This window comes from Serratia sp. root2 (genome assembly GCF_031931805.1).
In the GTDB taxonomy this organism is placed as follows: domain Bacteria; phylum Pseudomonadota; class Gammaproteobacteria; order Enterobacterales; family Enterobacteriaceae; genus Serratia; species Serratia inhibens.
Map to the genome: position 1 here is coordinate 531451 of NZ_JAUJXB010000001.1, position 17033 is coordinate 548483.

Below are 17033 nucleotides of genomic sequence, written 5' to 3' on the forward strand. Positions count from 1 at the left end.
TTTCCATGGGTTAGCCGTCGATGAGACACAACATTAACACAGTTTATTGAGGCGTCATCCGTGACGCCGGCTGAATTAGCGTGGCCGCAGATCGACCACGCGTTGGGCCTTGCCTTCCGAACGAGGAATGTCGCCGCAGTTGGCGATGCTGACGTCGGTGCTGACGCCGATAATCGATTTGATGTGGTGACGCAACTGGTGGCAGATATCGCAGCGCTGCTGGTGGCTGAGGCCAAGCGCCGACTCTTTCAGCTCAACGCGCACCGCCAGGGTATCCAGATGCCCGCTGCGGCTGACCTGCAGTTGGTAGTGCGGCGACAGCTGTTCGAACTGCATAATCTGCTCTTCGACCTGCGACGGGAACACGTTGACGCCGCGAATGATCAGCATGTCGTCCGAACGGCCGGTGATTTTCCCCATGCGCCGCATCTGGCGCGCATCGCCCGGCAGCAGGCAGGTGAGATCGCGGGTGCGGTAGCGGATCACCGGCAGCGCCTCTTTGGTCAGGGTGGTGAACACCAGTTCGCCGTGCTGGCCGTCCGGCAGGACTTCACCGCTGTCCGGGCAGATGATCTCCGGCAAGAAGTGGTCTTCCCAGATGGTCGAGCCGCCGCCGCTTTCGGCGCACTCCATCGCAACGCCTGGCCCCATCACTTCGGACAGTCCATAAATATCCAGCGCCTTGATGCCCAGGCGGGACTCAATCTCGTGGCGCAATGCCTCGGTCCAGGGTTCGGCACCGAACACCCCGAGGCGCAGTGAACAACTGCGGGCATCGCCGCCCATTTTGCGTTCCAGTTCGTCGATCAGAGTCAGACAATAAGATGGCGTCACCATAATGACATCGGGTTTGAAATCGAGGATCAGCTGTGCCTGCCTTTCGGTCTGCCCGCCGGATACCGGGATCACCGTCGCCCCGAGCCGCTCTGCGCCGTAATGAGCGCCCAGACCGCCGGTGAACAGGCCATAGCCGTAGGCCACATGCACCTTGTCTTTGGCGGTGGCGCCGGCGGCACGCAGGCTGCGGGCGACGATATCGGCCCAGTTATCGATATCCCGTTGGGTATAGCCGACTACCGTCGGTCGCCCGGTGGTGCCCGACGAGGCGTGAATGCGCACCACCTGTTCCATCGGAACGGCAAAGGTGTCAAACGGGTAGTTGTCGCGCAGATCCTGCTTGGTGGTATAGGGGAAGCGCGACAAATCGCTCAGTTGCTTGAGATCGTCGGGGTGTATGCCAGCCCGATCGAACTTGCGTTTATACATCGGCACGTTGTTGTAGGCGTGATGCAGAGTCCATTTCAGGCGTTCCAGCTGCAGCGCTTCTATTTCATCGCGCGAGGCGAACTCAATGGTGTCGAGTGGCCGTGTAAGGGTTGTCATAGTTAGCCTCGGAGAGTCATACCCGTTCAATGATCATAGCAATCCCCTGGCCGACGCCGATGCACAGAGTGCAAAGCGCGTAGCGGCCGGAGCGCCGTTCCAGTTCAAACAGGGCGGCCAGCGCCAGACGCGCGCCGCTCATGCCCAGCGGATGCCCAAGGGCAATCGCGCCGCCGTTGGGGTTTACCTGCGGGGCGTCATCGGGCAGGCCAAGTTGGCGCAGCACGGCCAGCGCCTGTGCGGCAAACGCCTCGTTCAGTTCGATAACATCCATTTGCGCCAGACTCAGTCCGGCGATTTCCAGCACCTTGCGGGTGGCCGGCAGGGGGCCAATGCCCATCAGGCGCGGCTCAACACCGCAGGTGGCGGTGGCGACAATGCGTGCGCGTGGCGTTAACCCCTGGCGAACGGCCATGGCCTCGGAGGCGACAATCAGTGCCGCTGCGCCATCATTCAAGCCGGAGGCGTTACCGGCGGTCACGGTACCGGGTTGGCGGAACGGGGTTTTCAGCACCTGCAACTGTTCCAGCCGGGTATCGGCGCGCGGGTGCTCGTCCTGGCTGAACAGCGTTACCGCCCCTTTTTTGTCGGGAAGGCTGACCGGTACGATCTCCTGCGCCAATATTCCCGATGCCTGCGCTCGGGCGGCACGCTGCTGGCTGCGCAACGCAAAGGCGTCCTGATCGGCGCGGCTGATTTTGAACTGCGCCGCGACGTTTTCGGCGGTTTCCGGCATGGAGTCAGTGCCGAACCCTGCCTGCATCAGCGGGTTGATAAAGCGCCAGCCCAGGGTGGTGTCATGCAGCTGCGCCTGACGGCTGAAGGCACTGTCGGCCTTGCCCATGACCAGCGGGGCGCGGGTCATGGATTCCGCCCCCCCGGCCAGCACCAACCCGGCTTCGCCTGCCTTGATGCTGCGCGCCGCCATCGCCAGCGCATCTAACCCCGAGCCGCACAGGCGGTTGACGGTGGTGCCGGAAACCGTGACCGGCACGCCCGCCAACAGCGCCGCCATGCGCGCCAGATTGCGGTTGTCTTCTCCGGCCTGATTGGCGCAGCCGAGGATCACATCGTCCAGTTGCGACCAGTCCACCTGGGGATGGCGTTCCAACAGGGCACGCAGCGGCAGCGCCGCCAGATCGTCGGCACGTACCTGAGCCAATGCGCCGCCATAGCGGCCAATCGGCGTGCGGACGCCGTCGCAAATAAATGCCTGACTCATGGCTGCTCCTCTAAAACAGTGTGGCCGAGGCGGTGCGCGCGGCCGCGGAACCAGGCGACGGTTTTGCCCCGTTGGTTGACTATCTCTACGTCATACAGCCCGGTGGTTTTGCCCTGATGGCGCAGCTCGGCGCTGGCGGTGAGACGATCGCCCGCCAGCGCCGGGCGGATAAAATCTATGCTGCAACCGGAGGCCACCGCCGCCAGCCCCTGGCTGTTGCAGGCATAGGCGAAAGCGGTATCGGCCAGGCTGAACAGCTGGCCGCCGTGGCAGGTTCGGTGGCCGTTAAGCATCTGCGGGCCGACGGTCATGCTGACCCTGGCGAAACCGGCGTCGACTTCATCTACCCGCATACCCATCGCCTGCGCGCAGGTATCTTGTTGAAACATCTGTTCGGCGCAGCGCTGCGCCAGCGCATGGGGCGTATTGGCGTTCATCATTCGTCTCCTGAAGAGAGGGAAGCGTAGTGGCGCAGCAACGGCATTGGCCGATAGCGCGGCTCGCCGTAGTGGCGATGCAGGTTTTCCAACGTGGCGAGGATATGCCCCCAGCCGAGCGCGGCGCCCCATTCCAGCGGGCCGCGCGGGTAGTTGACGCCGCAGCGCAGGGCGCTGTCGGTATCTTCGGCGCTGGCAACGCCTTTGTTCACCACGTCGAGTGCTTCGTTGGTCAGCATGGCGAGGGTGCGCATCACCAACAGGCCAGGGTAGTCCGGCAGTAAAATGACCTGCTTACCGAGGGATTGCAGCAGGTGCACCACTTTATCGTTGTGTTGTGCGGCGTTTTGCGTTGCGCAGCTGATGGCGACGCAGGGGGCTTGCGAATAATTGGCGGACAGATCAAACAGCACCACGGGGGTTCCGGTCTCTTTGGCAACCTGGCTGGCTGTTTTACCACTTGTTAACATAAATGTAACTTCGTCGATCCGGGCAAAGGCGCTGGTCTGTCCAGGTTGTATGATCGCCTCCGCATTTCCCGTCAGCAATCCGGCCAAAAACTGCACGCCCGCTTCGTCGCCGTGCAGTTGGATGCTGCGTGGCGGCTCCGCCTGTGAGAGGGGCAGGCAGATGGCGGTCGGCGACGCTTGTTCGCCATCATAACGATAAAAACCGCAGCCGCTTTTACGGCCCAGGCGCCCGGCTGCCACCAGCTCTTGCTGTACCAGCGACGGCGTAAAGCGCGAATCCTGGAAAAAGGCCTGAAACACCGACTCGGTGACGGCGTAATTAATATCCTGGCCAATCAGATCGGTCAGTTGCAGCGGCCCCATGGCGAAACCGCCGGCATCGCGCATCACCGCATCGAGCGTGGCGACGTCGGCCACCTGTTCTTCCAGCGCGCGCAGGGTTTCGGCGTAAAAAGGCCGCGCCACGCGGTTAACGATAAACCCCGGCGTGGAACGGCACAGCACACTCTGTTTGCCCCATTGCCGGGCCAGCGTTTGCAGGGTGGCGACGGTGTCGGCGCTGGTGTCCAGCCCACTGACGATCTCCACCAGTTTCATCAACGGTGCCGGGTTAAAGAAGTGCAACCCGGCCAGGCGTTGCGGATGCCGCAGCGCCCCCCCGATGGCGGTAATCGACAGTGAGGAGGTATTGCTGGCGAACAGCGTGGCGGGTGAACACAGAGCTTCCAGCTCACGAAACAGGCTTTGTTTGATCGTCAGTTTTTCTGCTACCGCTTCAATGATCAGTGCGCTATCGGCCAGTTGAGCAAGCGTATCTACCGGCTGGATGCGTGCCAGCAACGCCTCGGTGGCATCGGCGTCGGCCTTGCCGGCCGCAGCGCGCCGGCGCAACCGCATGCCCAAGGCACTCCGCGCGTTTTGGGCGGCGGTTGCGGCGATATCAAACAGCTTTACCTGATGCCCGGCATGGGCCGCTACTTGGGCAATGCCGATGCCCATGGTGCCCGCGCCAATCACTGCCACGGTCGTGTTGAAGTTCGGCAGGCTCATGATTATTTCCCGCTGAAATTGGGTGTGCGTTTGGCGAAGAAGGCGCTGACGCCTTCACGATAATCGTCGCTGCGGCCACCGAGGCGCTGAAGATCGCGCTCCAGATCGAGCTGTTGATCGAGGCTGTTGGTCGCCGAACTGTAGAGGGCTTTTTTAATCAACCCCAGCCCGTAGGTCGGCTGGGTGGCCAGATGCCGCGCCAGCGCTTGCGTATGGTCGGTCAATTCGCCTGCGGCCACCACCTGCCAGATCATGCCCCATTCCAACGCCTGCTGTGCGCTGACCTTGTCGCCGAGCAGCGCCATGCCCATGGCGCGGGCATGGCCCGCCAGACGCGGCAGGAACCAGCTGCCGCCGGAGTCCGGCACCAGCCCCAGGCGGCAGAACGACTGGATAAAGCTGGCGTTGTCGGCGGCGATCACGATATCGCAGGCCAGCGCCAGCGCGGCCCCGGCACCCGCCGCCACGCCGTTGACGGCGCACACCACAGGTTTGGGCAATGCGGTCAGGCGGCGGATCAGCGGGTTATAAAAACGTTCGACCGACAGGCCGAGGTCCGGCGCCTGTTGCTCAACGCTGACGTTGCGATCGTTCAGGTCTTGCCCGGCGCAAAAACCGCGTCCGGCACCGGTAATCAGCAAGCAGCGCACCTCGTCGTCACGTTCGGCACGGGTCAGCGCCTCGCTGAGCTGGCGGTGCATCTCGTCGTTAAAACTGTTCAGCCGATCCGGCCGGTTGAGGGTCAGGGTCAGCACCCCGGCGTCGAGGTGGGTGAGAATCAATGCGTTATCCATAAATCAGCGCCCCTGATAGTTTGGCGTACGTTTTTCGAAGAAGGCGGCGATGCCTTCACGACGATCGTCGGTGGCGGCCAGTGCGACAAACTGCTGGCGCTCAAAGGCCAGCCCCTGGCTGAGGCCGGCTTCTTCCGCCTGTTTCAACGCCAGTTTGGCGGCTCGCAGCGCCAGCGGGGCCTGCAAGCTGATGCGTTCGGCGATCTGCTGAGTGCGTTCCAGCGTCAGTGCGTCGACGCACACTTCACTGACCAGCCCGGCTTGCAGCGCGCGGGCGGCGTTGATGGCTTCGCCGGTCAACACCATCTGGCTGGCCAGGGATTTCCCTACGCAGCGAATCAAGCGTTGAGTGCCTCCCGCCCCCGGCATCAGGCCGAGGGTAATTTCCGGCAGGCCAAAGCGGGCGCTTTCGCCGCAGATAATGAGGTCGCAAGCCAGCGCCAGTTCGCAACCGGCACCGAGCGCGTAGCCGTTCACCGCCGCCAGCAGCGGTTTACTGAACTGTGCCAGCCGCTGCCACAACAACGGGCGGCGATCCGCCAGTGCAGCGGGCAGATCCTGCTGTTGCAGTTCCCGCAGATCGGCACCCGCAGCAAAGAAGCGCGCGGCACCGGCAATCACCACCGCGCCCACGCCTGCGTCGGCATCGGCCTGTTCCAGCCGATACACCAGCTGTTCCAGGCAGGGAGTGCTCAGGGCGTTACGCGCCTCCGGGCGATGCAGCGTCAGGGTCACCACGCGCTGCCGCTGTTGCTGCAGGATCAAAGGGGTTTCCATTACCGGCTCCTATACGTCAAAGTCCAACACCACGCCATCACCGCGCGGCCACGACTGGCAGCTCAATACGTAACCCGCCGCCAACTGATCCGGCTCCAGGCTGTAGTTGACGCCCATCTCCACCTGGCCGGCCTTCAGCCGGCATTTGCAGGTGGCGCATACCCCGCCTTTGCAGGCGTAGGGCAGGTCAGCGCCCTGACGCAGCGCCGCGTCCAGAATGCTGTCGTCCTGTGCGCCAACCTCGATATTCAAACGGCGTCCATCGAGCAGGATCTCCACCTGGGTGGCGTTGCGGCTGCCGTCGTTGACAGGGCGGGCGGCAAGGCCGCTGGTGTTAAAGCGTTCGCTGTGGATATGCGCGGCCGGGACGCCGGCCTGTTCCAGCACGGTTTGCGCGTCGTCCATCATCGCCTCCGGCCCGCAGATAAAGGCGTGGTCGTAGTCGCGATAATCCAGCAGTGCGCCGCCGATAGCCGTCAGGCGTTCACGATCGATACGGCCGCTGAGCAGCGGGCTGTCGAGGCTCTCCTGGCTGAACAGGTACAGCGGCTGAAAGCGCTGCGGATAGCGGTTTTTCAGGTCGCTCAACGCCTCTTTGAACATCACCGAGCGACTGCTGCGGTTGCCGTAGATCAGTGTGAAGCGGCTGTTGGCTTCCAGCAGCAGCGTAGCCTTGATGATCGACAGCATCGGAGTGATGCCTGAGCCGGCCGCAATCGCCAGGTAGTTACCGCAGTTTTCCGCCTGCGGCTGATAGCCGAAACGTCCCTGCGGCACCATGACTTCCAGCGCATCGCCGACTTTCAGCATTTGGTTGACGAACGCGGAGAAACGACCCCGATGTATCGCTTTGACGCCGATCTGCAGCAACCCTTCCTGCGGGGCGCTGCAAATGGAATAGCAGCGGCGCAGCTCTTCGCCGTTGACCCGCGCCTTTAACGTCAGGTGCTGGCCGGGGGTATAGCGGTAATGATTTTTCAACTCGTCGGGTACGCGCAGCGTGATGGCCACGGCGTCCGGCGTTTCGCGCTCGATGGCGGCGACGTTCAGGCGATGGAAGACCGTCATGGTGTTCTCCTATTGCAGGGCGCAGCCTATATGCATTTGAAATAGTCGAACGGTTCCCGGCACTCGCAGCAGCGGTACAGTGCCTTGCAGGCGGTGGAGCCGAACTCGCTGATTTTTTCGCTGCGGGTGCTGCCGCAGCGCGGGCAGGGCACCGGGCCGTGGATTTCGGGTTTATCGCAGGTGTGGCCCTGCGGCGGCGCGATGCCGTAATCCCGCAACCGCGCACGCGCAGCCGCATTCATCCAGTCGGTGGTCCAGGCCGGGCTGAGGCGAAGGGCCACTTTCACCGGACTGAAACCGGCTTCGGCCAGCCGCTGCTCGATGGCGTCGAGCAGGAATTCGGTGGCGGGGCAGCCGGAGTAGGTTGGCGTGAAGGTAATGCGCCAGCCCGCGCCGTCTGGCTCCACATCGCGCACCATACCCAGATCGGTGATCGACAGCACCGGCAGTTCCGGATCGCTGATCTGTTGCAGGCAGTGCCAGATTTGCGGGATCTCGGCAGCCTGCAGTCGGGTGATGTTCATGGCGGCCTCTTTACCAGTTGCTGTTGGGGTAGGCGCGCTGCAGGAATTGCATTTCTGCCAGCAGCGGGCCGAGATGTTCGCTGTGCCGCCCCTGTTTGCCGCCGTGGCGAAACGCAGGTTCAGCCGGCGGCGTCAGGGTGGCCAGGTGCAGCGTGTCGTTCACCAGCGCCCGCCACGGTGCCTCAAGTTGACGCGGATCGGCGGCGATGCCCTGTTCCGCCAACGCCAGCTCGAGATCATCGGCATGGAACAGTTCGGCGGTAAAGCGCCACAGGTCATCCAGCGACTGCTGAATCTTTTGATGGCTGACTGCGTTGCCGTCGCCGAGGCGAATCATCCAGCCACGGCTGAAGCGCAGGTGATAATCCGCCTCCTTCAGCGATTTGGCGGCGATGGCGGCCAGCTGCGGGTCACGGCTGCGGCTTAGCGCCTGGTGCAACTGTACGTGGTAGGCGTCGAGCAAAAATTGCCGCACCAGGGTGTCGTTGAAACCGCCGTTCGGCTGTTCCGCCAGCAGCAGGTTATGGAATTCGCGCTCGTCGCGGCCGAAGGCCAGGCGATCTTCGCCGTATTGCGGCCCGGCCAGTTCGGCGGCATAGCCGAGAAAGTTGCGCGCCTGCCCGAGCAGGTCCAGGCCGATATTCGCCAGCGCCAGGTCGATTTCCAGCTCCGGCGCGTGGCCACACCAGGCACACAGCCGCTGGGCGAGGATCAGTGGCGTATCGCTCTGACGCAGTACATAGGTAATTCGCGGATCGTTAAAGGTCATGGCCGCCTCTACATGTTCTTGATGCCGTCGGGAATGGTGTAGAACGTCGGATGACGGTAGATCTTGTCATCGGATGGATCGAAGAACGCCCCGCGATCTTCCGGCTGCGAAGCGATCAGATGGCTGGATTGCACCACCCAGATTGAGCAGCCTTCATTGCGGCGGGTGTAGGCGTCGCGAGCATTTTCCAGCGCCATTTGGTCATCGGCGGCGTGCAGGCTGCCGACATGACGGTGCGCCAACCCTTGTTTGCTGCGGATAAACACTTCATACAGCGGCCATTCGGCGTGAGTCATTTTCGATTCCTTAATCTATGCGGCGGTGGCGGCGTTTTTCGTCGCGTGGGCCAGCGCGCCTTCACGCACCCAGGCACCTTCGTTCCAGGCGCGACGCTTGGCCTGCAGGCGTTCGTGGTTGCATTGCCCGCGTCCCTTGATCACCTCGTGCAACTCGCTCCAGTCGATAGCGCCGAAGCGGTAGTGACCGGCGGCTTCGTCCCAGGCCAAATCGGCATCGGGGGCGGTCATGCCCAGCGCTTCCAACTGCGGCACGGTATTGTCGACAAACTTCTGCCGCAGTTCGTCATTGCTGTGGCGTTTGATCTTCCACGCCATGCTCTGCGCGCTGTGCGGCGAGTCGGTATCGCTCGGGCCGAACATCATCAGCACCGGCCACCAAAACCGGTTAATGGCGTCCTGCAGCATCGCTTTCTGCTGCTCGCTGCCGTTAGCCATCGCCATCGCCGCTTCGTAACCCTGGCGCTGGTGGAAGCTTTCTTCTTTGCAAATTTTCACCATTGCCCGCGCATAGGGGCCGTAAGAGGCGCGGCATAACGCCACCTGATTGACGATGGCAGCACCGTCGACCAGCCAGCCGATCACCCCTATATCGGCCCAATTGAGCGTCGGGTAGTTGAAGATGGAGGAATACTTCATCTTGCCGTCGAGCATCTTCTGGTAGATCTCCTGACGCGAGCAGCCCAGGGTTTCGGCGGCGCTGTACAGGTACAGACCGTGCCCGGCTTCGTCCTGTACCTTGGCCAGCAGCACCGCCTTGCGGCGCAGGGTCGGCGCACGCGTTAGCCAGTTGGCTTCCGGCAGCATGCCGACCACTTCGGAATGGGCGTGTTGGCCAATCTGGCGGATCAGGTTTTGGCGATAGGCGTCAGGCATCCAGTCTTTGGCTTCGATGGCGGTATCCGCCGCCATCTTGTCGTCGAAGTGCTGCTGATGTTGCGCGTCAGTTGTCATGCTTGCCTCTTGATGATTCGTATTTTTCACATTAAACATAAAAATGTGAATCACGTTAATTCACCTTAAGGCTACAAATTGATAACAAAAAGATCAAACGGCCTTTATGTGGTTTTGTGATGTCACTCGCAAGGTGTTTATTTAATGTGTTGTTTTTTAATTGATTATAAAATTTACCCAAGCGTGTTTTTCAACGCGTTTGACGCGTGCACAGGCGGTGTTGTTTGGTTTTTGTTAAATTTTGACCCGACAGAGACTGGACAATATGTGATACGTAATTAAGCTATCTAATGTAAATTTATGAATTCCGGAGATGCACATGCAGCAGTTACACAGTTACCTTTCTGGCGGCTGGGTATTCGGCCAGGGACAAGCCCGCGAAATCCATCACGCCATTACCGGCGAACCGTTGTATCAGGTTTGCTCCGACGGCTTGCCGTTGGCCGCCAGCCTGGATTATGCGCGCAATAAAGGCGGCAGGGCGCTGGCGCAGATGACATTCCAGCAGCGCGCTCAAATGATGAAGGCAGTGGCTAAACATCTGTTGGCGCACAAAGAGGCGCTGTATGAGATTTCATACCAGACCGGTGCCACGCGCAGTGACGGCTGGGTGGACATCGAAGGTGGCATCGCCACGCTGTTCGCCTATGCCGGCATGGCGGGACGTGAACTGCCGGACGATACCCTGTGGCCAGAGGATGAGCCGATTTCGTTATCCAAACAGGCGCAGTTCGCGGCTCGCCACGTGCTGACCTCGCGGCCGGGCGTGGCGCTGCATATCAACGCCTTTAACTTCCCCTGCTGGGGGATGCTGGAAAAACTGGCGCCGACCTGGCTGGCGGGCATGCCGGCCATCATTAAACCGGCTACCGCCACCGCGCAGCTGACGCAGGCGATGGTCCGGCTGATTATCGACAGCGGGCTGGTGCCGGAGGGGGCTTTGCAACTGGTGTGCGGTGGTATCGGCGACATGTTCGATCACCTGGATTACCAGGACGCGGTGACCTTCACCGGCTCGGCGCAGACCGGTCAGCGGCTGCGCGCACATCCGCGCCTGCTGGCAAAATCGATCGCTTTCACTATGGAGGCCGATTCTCTCAACTGCTGCGTGCTGGGGGAGGACGTCACGCCGCAAATGCCGGAGTTCACGCTGTTTATCAAAGAAGTATGCCGTGAAATGACCGCCAAAGCCGGGCAGAAATGTACCGCCATCCGGCGGATTATCGTGCCGGCGAAGCGGGTGGTTGAGGTGCAACAGGCGCTACTGCAGCGGTTGGCTGGGGTGACGGTGGGCGATCCCAAGCTGGAACAGGTACGCATGGGGGCGTTGGTCAGCCGTGAGCAGCGCGATGATGTTCAGCAAAAGGTGGAGTTCCTGCTGCACCAGGGCTGCGAACCGCTGTGCGGCGCGGCGCTCGATAAGCTGGAACTGGTCGGTGAAGGGGCGCAGAACGGTGCGTTTTATCCGGCCACGCTGCTGTATTGCGCCGATCCGTTTTCCCACCGGGCAGTCCACGGCACCGAGGCGTTCGGGCCGGTGGCGACGTTGATGCCGTATCATCAGACTGACCAGGCGATTGAGTTGGCGTTGTTGGGACAGGGCAGCCTGGTGGGGTCGCTGGTCACCGCCGATGAGGCGCTGGCGATGCGCTTTATTCGCGGCACCGCCTGCGCTCATGGCCGCATGCTGATCCTGGATCGCCACGCAGCAACGGAGTCTACCGGTCACGGCTCACCGCTGCCGATGCTGGTGCACGGCGGGCCAGGGCGTGCCGGTGGAGGCGAAGAGTTGGGGGGATTGCGTGCGGTGAAACACTATATGCAACGCACCGCCATCCAGGGTAGCCCGTCGATGTTGGCGGCTATTGGCCGTGAGTGGATGCGCGGGGCGACGGTGATTGAGGATCCGGTTCATCCGTTCCGCAAATACTTTGAACAGCTGCAACTGGGCGAAAGCCTGCTGACCGCTCGCCGCACCGTGACCGAAGCCGATATCGTTAACTTTGCCTGCCTGAGCGGCGATCATTTCTATGCCCATATGGACAAGATTGGCGCCGCCGAATCGCTGTTTGGCGAGCGTGTGGCGCACGGCTACTTTGTGGTTTCAGCCGCCGCTGGGTTGTTTGTCGATCCCGGCGTGGGGCCGGTGATCGCCAATTATGGCATGGAAAACCTGCGCTTTATCGAACCGGTGAAAATCGGCGATACGATCCAGGTGCGCCTGACCTGCAAAAAGAAAATCCGTAAGCCGCAAAAAACCGCAGAGGATCGTCCGCATGGGGTGGTGGTGTGGGATGTTCAGGTGTTGAACCAGCATCAGCAGGCCGTTGCGTTATACAGCATTTTGACGCTGGTGGCGCGGCAGGAGGACGATAGGGGGCCGGTAAACTGACCGGCAACTGATGCCGGCCATTCACCGCCGTGAGAACCGGGTTAAACCGCCGCGCTGTTGCAGGCGATGCGGTTTTTACCTTCTTTTTTGGCCTGATACAGCGCGCTGTCCGCCAGATTGATAAAACCAATTGGCGTGTCGTTGTACATATGCGGCACTTTGGCGCAGATGCCAATGCTGAGGGTAATCACGCCATGCGGATTCCCCTGATGCGGTATCTTCAGTTCATGCACTGCCTGCATCACGCGTTCGGCGAAAATCAGCGCTCCCTGGGCATCGGTATCCGGCAATATGATACTCATTTCTTCCCCGCCGTAGCGGGCCATGATGTCATTGCTGCGGCTGGCCAGCCCCTTGAGCATTTGCCCGATCTGCTGCAAGCATTGGTCGCCGGCGACGTGGCCATAGATATCGTTGTACTGCTTGAAATAGTCGATATCCAGCATCAGCAGCGCCACGCTGCGGTAGTTGCGCGCCGCACGCGCCAGTTCGTTCTTTAAGGCGATATCAAACTGGCGGCGGTTGGCCAGCCCGGTCAGACCGTCCAGCAGCGCCAGCTCTTCAAGCCGCAGGTTGATGCTGGTGAGTTGATCGCGGGTGCGCATCAGCTCGGCTTCGGTGCGCATGCTGTGGTTTATCTGCCGCATCAACACCAACCCCAATGCCAGTAGAATGGCCAGCAGAATAGCGCCGCCGGCCACAAACAGCCCGGAATCGTTGCGCCAGTCGGCCAGCGCGTCTTCTTTCGACAGCCCGGCGGTGATCACCAGCGGATAGCGGTTGACCCTTGAATAGCCATAAATCCTTTCCACCTTGTCGAACGACGAGGTGATGGTGGCGTTACCGAATTCGGAATGCGGCAGAATTTTGCGGAACAAGACACCCTGAGAGATATTTTTCCCGATCGAGGCGGCGGAATAAGGGCGGCGGTAGAGAATGGTGCCGTCCGCCAGCAGCAGACTGAGCGCCGCGTCGCTGTTAAGCGCGAAGGTGTCGTAAAACTGGCGGAAATAATCGACGTAGAGCGTCGCCAGTACCACGCCGGCAAAACTGCCGTCCGGATGGTTTAAACGGCGCGACACCGGAATGATCAAATCGCCGGTCGAACGGCTGCGCACCACTTTGCCGATGTAGATCGCGTTGCTGTTGTGCTCGAGGTGGTATTTAAAATACTCGCGGTCAGCATTGTTGGCGTTCTGCACGAACCTTCCGGAGGAGGTGACTATCCAGCTGCCGTGCGAATCATAAATAAACAGGCCGTGCAGCTGAGGCAGATTGCCGACCTGTCCTTGCATCAACTTTTGCAGCCGCAACTGTTGCGGTTGGCCCAACCCGTCGGTTTGAATGCGTTCGGTCAGATCGGATAGCGTAGTGTCCACTTGCAAGAAAGTGTCATCGGCATGTTGCGCCAGCGAGCGCGCCAGGTTGGCGGACTCATATTCGGCGCTTTTCAGATCGCGCTGATGCGCATTCCAAATTTGCCAGACGTTAAACAGAATCAGCGTGGCGGCAACGATGATGACAAACACGCCAGCCTGAAATAATAACGGGGAATTTTTACCGTTGTGCGGCAGATCGGCATCCTGCGGTTGCTGCTGTGTCATGTCACCCTTTTTATGATGTGATTTTTATACCCGTCGTCTTTCAAGCCGCAGCGTTGTTGCCTGCACTCGCTCACCTCAGTTACTTACCAGAGTAAGCGCCTGAGGATGAGCGAACTGGGTGCCTGGCTGCAACTTGAAAGTCATAGGGTATCGATAAAGTTAAGAACTATCTTACATCTTATTCGTTAATTCTGCTGACCACTACTCCCTTAAACAAGTTACCCTCGGCAGAGGTTACAATTTGCCAAGAAATACCCCGAAATGAGAGGATCGCGAGTGTGTCTGACATCATCATTATTACTTTACTGACGCTGGCGGTGTATTACCCGGTGACGCTGGGCGTATTGGCGTTGATGATATTTTTTGCCTGGCGGCGGCGTAAGTCGCCTTACTGGCGTTTGGGGGTGGCGCTGTTGACGGTGTTGTTTGCTCTGTTCGCCATGGCGGCCTACGACTGGCATCACTATAGCTGATTGCCGAAGGCGCGGTGTCCGCCATAGGCCGTGGGCACCGCGACGGGGTGGGATTATTCAACGTTAATCATCCAATTGACGCCAAATTGGTCGGTCAGCATGCCAAATCCCTTGGCCCAAAAAGTGGGCCCATAAGGCATGGTTACCTGTCCACCCTGCGACAATTTCTCAAACAGTTCACGCCCTTGTTCCACGTCGGTCGGATTGAGCGACAGGGAAAATCCTTTATGTGACGCGTCGGCGCCATCCTGTGGGCAGCCGTCGGAGGCCATCAGCGCGCTTTCGCCAATCAGCAACCGTGCATGCATGATGGACTCCGGATCGGCATCCTGAGGGCCGCCCTGTTTTGCTTCCTCGGGCATCTCCTTGTAACGCATGATCATTTCTATTTTACCGCCCAGTTGCTGCGCGTAGAAATTCACCGCTTGTTCGCAATTACCGTTAAAAAATAAATAGGGTTGAATCAACATGACATCGACCTCGGTTATGGCCCATCAGGCTGTAAACCGGCCCGCGGGCGGGAAAAAAAGATTTCGCCTGGCAACTATTGCCAAAGGTGACTTACAAGTGTAGTGCGAATTGGGGTGAATGCCCGGTGGGCGATCACGCTCTGGCGCTTTGGTGCGCGGCCAAACGGATTGGGCAAAAAATCGGGATGGTTCATCCCGATTTGGACAGATTATCTGATCGGTCAGGCTTTCTATACTCAGGGCACCTTTTACGAACGGAGCCATTGTCATGAGCAAGCAATCTTTGAATGGAAAAGTCGTGTTGATCGCCGGTGGCGCGAAGAACCTGGGTGGCCTGGTGGCGCGCGATCTGGCGGCCAGCGGCGCGGCGGCCATTGTGGTGCATTACAACAGCGACGCGACCCGTGCGGCGGCGGAAGAAACGCTGGCTGCGGTTAAAGCGACGGGGGCGCAGGCGATAGCGGTGCAGGGCGATCTGACCCGGCCGGCCAATGTAGCGCAGGTGTTTGAGGAAGCGATTAAGGCGTTCGGCAAGGTGGATATTGCGATCAATACCGCCGGCCTGGTGATCAAAAAACCGATTGCCGAGGTGACCGAAGCGGATTACGACACCAGTTTTGACGTCAACGCCAAGGCGGCATTTTTCTTTATTCAGCAAGCAGGCAAGCATTTGGCGGATAACGGCCGCATCGTGACCATCGTCAGTTCGCTGTTGGCAGCCTATACGCCGTTTTATGCGGTGTACCCCGGCAGTAAAGCGCCAGTGGAGCATTTCACCCGCGCGGCTTCCAAGGAGTTTGGCGAGCGTGGCATCAGCGTGAACGCCATCGGCCCCGGCCCGATGGATACGCCGTTCTTCTATGGACAGGAAAGCAAGGAGGCGGTGGAATACCATAGTGGTGCCGCTGCGCTGAGCAAATACTCGAAAACCGGTCTGACCGACATTGAAGACATCGCGCCCATCGTCAAATTTTTAGTCACCGACGGTTGGTGGATTACCGGGCAGACGTTGTTCGCCAACGGTGGCTATACTACCCGTTAATCTTACTTCTGCTGCGGCCGACGCCGCAGCCCCTTTTTCAGGATGCACAGCCGGTGGATAAAATAGGGAGATTACGGGTTTTTATCCAGGTTGCCGAGGTGGGCAGTTTTATCCGCGCTTCGCATATTCTGTTGATGCCGAAAACCACGGTGTCGGCGGCGATCCAGCAGTTGGAACATGAAATGGGCACCCGCCTGTTTCATCGTACGACCCGCAAAGTGCAGTTGACCAGCGACGGCGAACTGCTGCTCGACAAAGCGCGCAGCCTGCTGTGTGAGGTGAATGCGCTGGACAGGCTCTTTCAGCAGGAAAACGGGCCGATCAGCGGCCGGTTGACCGTCGATGTACCCAGCCGTATTGCCCGGCGGATGATAGTGCCGGCGCTGCCTGACTTCTTCCTGCACTACCCCGATATTCAACTCTTTCTTAGCGCCAGCGACCGCTCAATCGATTTGATTCAGGAAGGGGTAGACTGCGTGGTGCGTGTCGGTAGCCTCAGTGACAGTAGCCTGGTCAGCCAACCGCTTGGCCGTTTGAGCATGATCAACTGCGCCAGCCCGGAGTATTTGCGGCGCTACGGGACGCCGGAGCATACCGAACGGTTGGACGATCACTGGGTGGTGGGTTATGCGCAGCCTAATCTGGCGGGCGCGGACACATGGCTGTGGGAGGAGGAAGGGCGACGCGTTGAAAAAACGCTGCGCAGCAGGGTGACGGTCAATAATGCGGAGAATTATATCGGCTGCTGCCTGGCGGGGCTGGGAATGATTCAGAACCCGAGATTTGATCTTCAGCATCATCTGGATGAGGGCAGCCTGCGCGAAATTTTACCGCAGGCCCGGCCACCGGCAATGAGCATTGCGCTGCTTTATCCCCACCGACGACAGCGTTCGGCGCGTTTTACGGCGTTTGCCGAGTGGTTCAGCCGTTTAATCAAGCCGTTTTGCGAAAGCTGAGCCGGGGCACAGCATCACATCAGCAACTGCGCGGCAGAGCCATCCCAGAGGGCGGCAAAGGCGTAGATAACCGCCAGTATCAGCACAAATGGCGTATTGTTCATTGCCTATCTCCAGCGGAAATATTCACTTCAAGTATAGCCCGCGGAAATGACAGCCAGATGAATTAGATCGTTTTTTGTACAGTTAAATTCAGACAGACGGAAATGTGTAAACTGCTGATATTTGTCTATAGTAACAGTGTGAAGCTGCGTGTTTGTCGCGAATCACCCTGTATCGCGCTGCCGGCAACGGCAAGCATAGGGAAACATAGGTGTAAAAGTATCGGCCAGGGTTGGAGCAAGTGCGAAAC

17 protein-coding genes are annotated in these 17033 nt (G+C 59.9%); 4 read left to right on the forward strand and 13 right to left on the reverse strand.

Annotated features, from left to right (window positions below):
• Positions 1–75: 75 nt before the first annotated feature.
• The 11 genes from paaK to paaA are packed head-to-tail and all read right to left on the reverse strand — an operon-like array spanning position 76 to position 9744.
• Positions 76–1383 carry a phenylacetate--CoA ligase PaaK gene (paaK, locus tag QZQ97_RS02470; protein ID WP_311992103.1) on the reverse strand — a complete coding sequence of 436 codons (1308 nt, stop codon included), beginning with the start codon at positions 1381–1383 and terminating at the stop codon, positions 76–78.
• Between the two features lie 16 nt (positions 1384–1399).
• The gene (gene pcaF / locus QZQ97_RS02475; RefSeq protein ID WP_311992104.1) at positions 1400–2605 is read right to left on the reverse strand and encodes a 3-oxoadipyl-CoA thiolase; all 1206 of its coding nucleotides are present in this window, start codon (positions 2603–2605) and stop codon (positions 1400–1402) included.
• Positions 2602–3042 (reverse strand): hydroxyphenylacetyl-CoA thioesterase PaaI, encoded by a 441-nt coding sequence (gene paaI, locus QZQ97_RS02480; RefSeq protein WP_311993863.1) that lies wholly within the window; start codon positions 3040–3042, stop codon positions 2602–2604. Before paaI ends, pcaF begins: the two co-directional genes overlap by 4 nt.
• Positions 3042–4562 carry a 3-hydroxyacyl-CoA dehydrogenase gene (locus tag QZQ97_RS02485; protein ID WP_311992105.1) on the reverse strand — a complete coding sequence of 507 codons (1521 nt, stop codon included), beginning with the start codon at positions 4560–4562 and terminating at the stop codon, positions 3042–3044. The genes paaI and QZQ97_RS02485 overlap by 1 nt, the downstream gene beginning before the upstream one ends.
• Before the next feature lie 2 nt (positions 4563–4564).
• A complete protein-coding gene (paaG, locus tag QZQ97_RS02490; RefSeq protein WP_311992106.1) occupies positions 4565–5356 on the reverse strand; it encodes a 2-(1,2-epoxy-1,2-dihydrophenyl)acetyl-CoA isomerase PaaG in 792 nt (263 codons plus the stop codon).
• A 3-nt stretch (positions 5357–5359) separates the two neighbouring features.
• Positions 5360–6133 carry a 2,3-dehydroadipyl-CoA hydratase PaaF gene (gene paaF / locus QZQ97_RS02495; protein WP_311992107.1) on the reverse strand — a complete coding sequence of 258 codons (774 nt, stop codon included), beginning with the start codon at positions 6131–6133 and terminating at the stop codon, positions 5360–5362.
• 9 nt (positions 6134–6142) lie between these two features.
• Entirely contained in the window at positions 6143–7201 is a 1059-nt protein-coding gene (paaE, locus tag QZQ97_RS02500) for a 1,2-phenylacetyl-CoA epoxidase subunit PaaE (protein WP_311992108.1), read from the reverse strand.
• Between the two features lie 26 nt (positions 7202–7227).
• A complete protein-coding gene (paaD, locus tag QZQ97_RS02505; RefSeq protein WP_311992109.1) occupies positions 7228–7725 on the reverse strand; it encodes a 1,2-phenylacetyl-CoA epoxidase subunit PaaD in 498 nt (165 codons plus the stop codon).
• 10 nt (positions 7726–7735) lie between these two features.
• A complete protein-coding gene (gene paaC, locus QZQ97_RS02510; RefSeq protein ID WP_311992110.1) occupies positions 7736–8494 on the reverse strand; it encodes a 1,2-phenylacetyl-CoA epoxidase subunit PaaC in 759 nt (252 codons plus the stop codon).
• An 8-nt stretch (positions 8495–8502) separates the two neighbouring features.
• Entirely contained in the window at positions 8503–8790 is a 288-nt protein-coding gene (gene paaB / locus QZQ97_RS02515; protein WP_311992111.1) for a 1,2-phenylacetyl-CoA epoxidase subunit PaaB, read from the reverse strand.
• A gap of 15 nt (positions 8791–8805) precedes the next feature.
• Positions 8806–9744 (reverse strand): 1,2-phenylacetyl-CoA epoxidase subunit PaaA, encoded by a 939-nt coding sequence (gene paaA / locus QZQ97_RS02520; RefSeq protein ID WP_311992112.1) that lies wholly within the window; start codon positions 9742–9744, stop codon positions 8806–8808.
• 319 nt (positions 9745–10063) lie between these two features.
• Between paaA and paaZ the strand changes: the two genes are divergently transcribed.
• The gene (paaZ, locus tag QZQ97_RS02525) at positions 10064–12136 is read left to right on the forward strand and encodes a phenylacetic acid degradation bifunctional protein PaaZ (RefSeq protein ID WP_311992113.1); all 2073 of its coding nucleotides are present in this window, start codon (positions 10064–10066) and stop codon (positions 12134–12136) included.
• A 41-nt stretch (positions 12137–12177) separates the two neighbouring features.
• Here paaZ and QZQ97_RS02530 read toward each other — a convergent pair whose 3' ends face one another.
• Positions 12178–13740: a sensor domain-containing diguanylate cyclase gene (locus QZQ97_RS02530; protein WP_311992114.1), complete on the reverse strand. Its 1563-nt coding sequence runs from the start codon at positions 13738–13740 to the stop codon at positions 12178–12180.
• Between the two features lie 278 nt (positions 13741–14018).
• Here QZQ97_RS02530 and QZQ97_RS02535 point away from each other — a divergent pair, with 278 nt between their 5' ends.
• Positions 14019–14213: a hypothetical protein gene (locus QZQ97_RS02535; RefSeq protein WP_311992115.1), complete on the forward strand. Its 195-nt coding sequence runs from the start codon at positions 14019–14021 to the stop codon at positions 14211–14213.
• 53 nt (positions 14214–14266) lie between these two features.
• Here the strand turns inward: QZQ97_RS02535 and QZQ97_RS02540 are convergent, their stop codons facing one another.
• Positions 14267–14683, reverse strand: a complete 417-nt coding sequence (locus QZQ97_RS02540; RefSeq protein WP_311992116.1) for a VOC family protein — start codon at positions 14681–14683, stop codon at positions 14267–14269.
• Positions 14684–14951: 268 nt separating this feature from the next.
• On the opposite strand from QZQ97_RS02540, the gene QZQ97_RS02545 reads away from it, so the two are divergent.
• Together QZQ97_RS02545 and QZQ97_RS02550 are read left to right on the forward strand one after the other, a co-directional pair.
• Positions 14952–15725, forward strand: a complete 774-nt coding sequence (locus QZQ97_RS02545) for an SDR family oxidoreductase (RefSeq protein ID WP_311992117.1) — start codon at positions 14952–14954, stop codon at positions 15723–15725.
• A 53-nt stretch (positions 15726–15778) separates the two neighbouring features.
• On the forward strand, positions 15779–16681 hold the full coding sequence (locus QZQ97_RS02550; protein ID WP_311992118.1) for a LysR family transcriptional regulator: 903 nt from the start codon (positions 15779–15781) through the stop codon (positions 16679–16681).
• Positions 16682–17033: the final 352 nt, after the last annotated feature.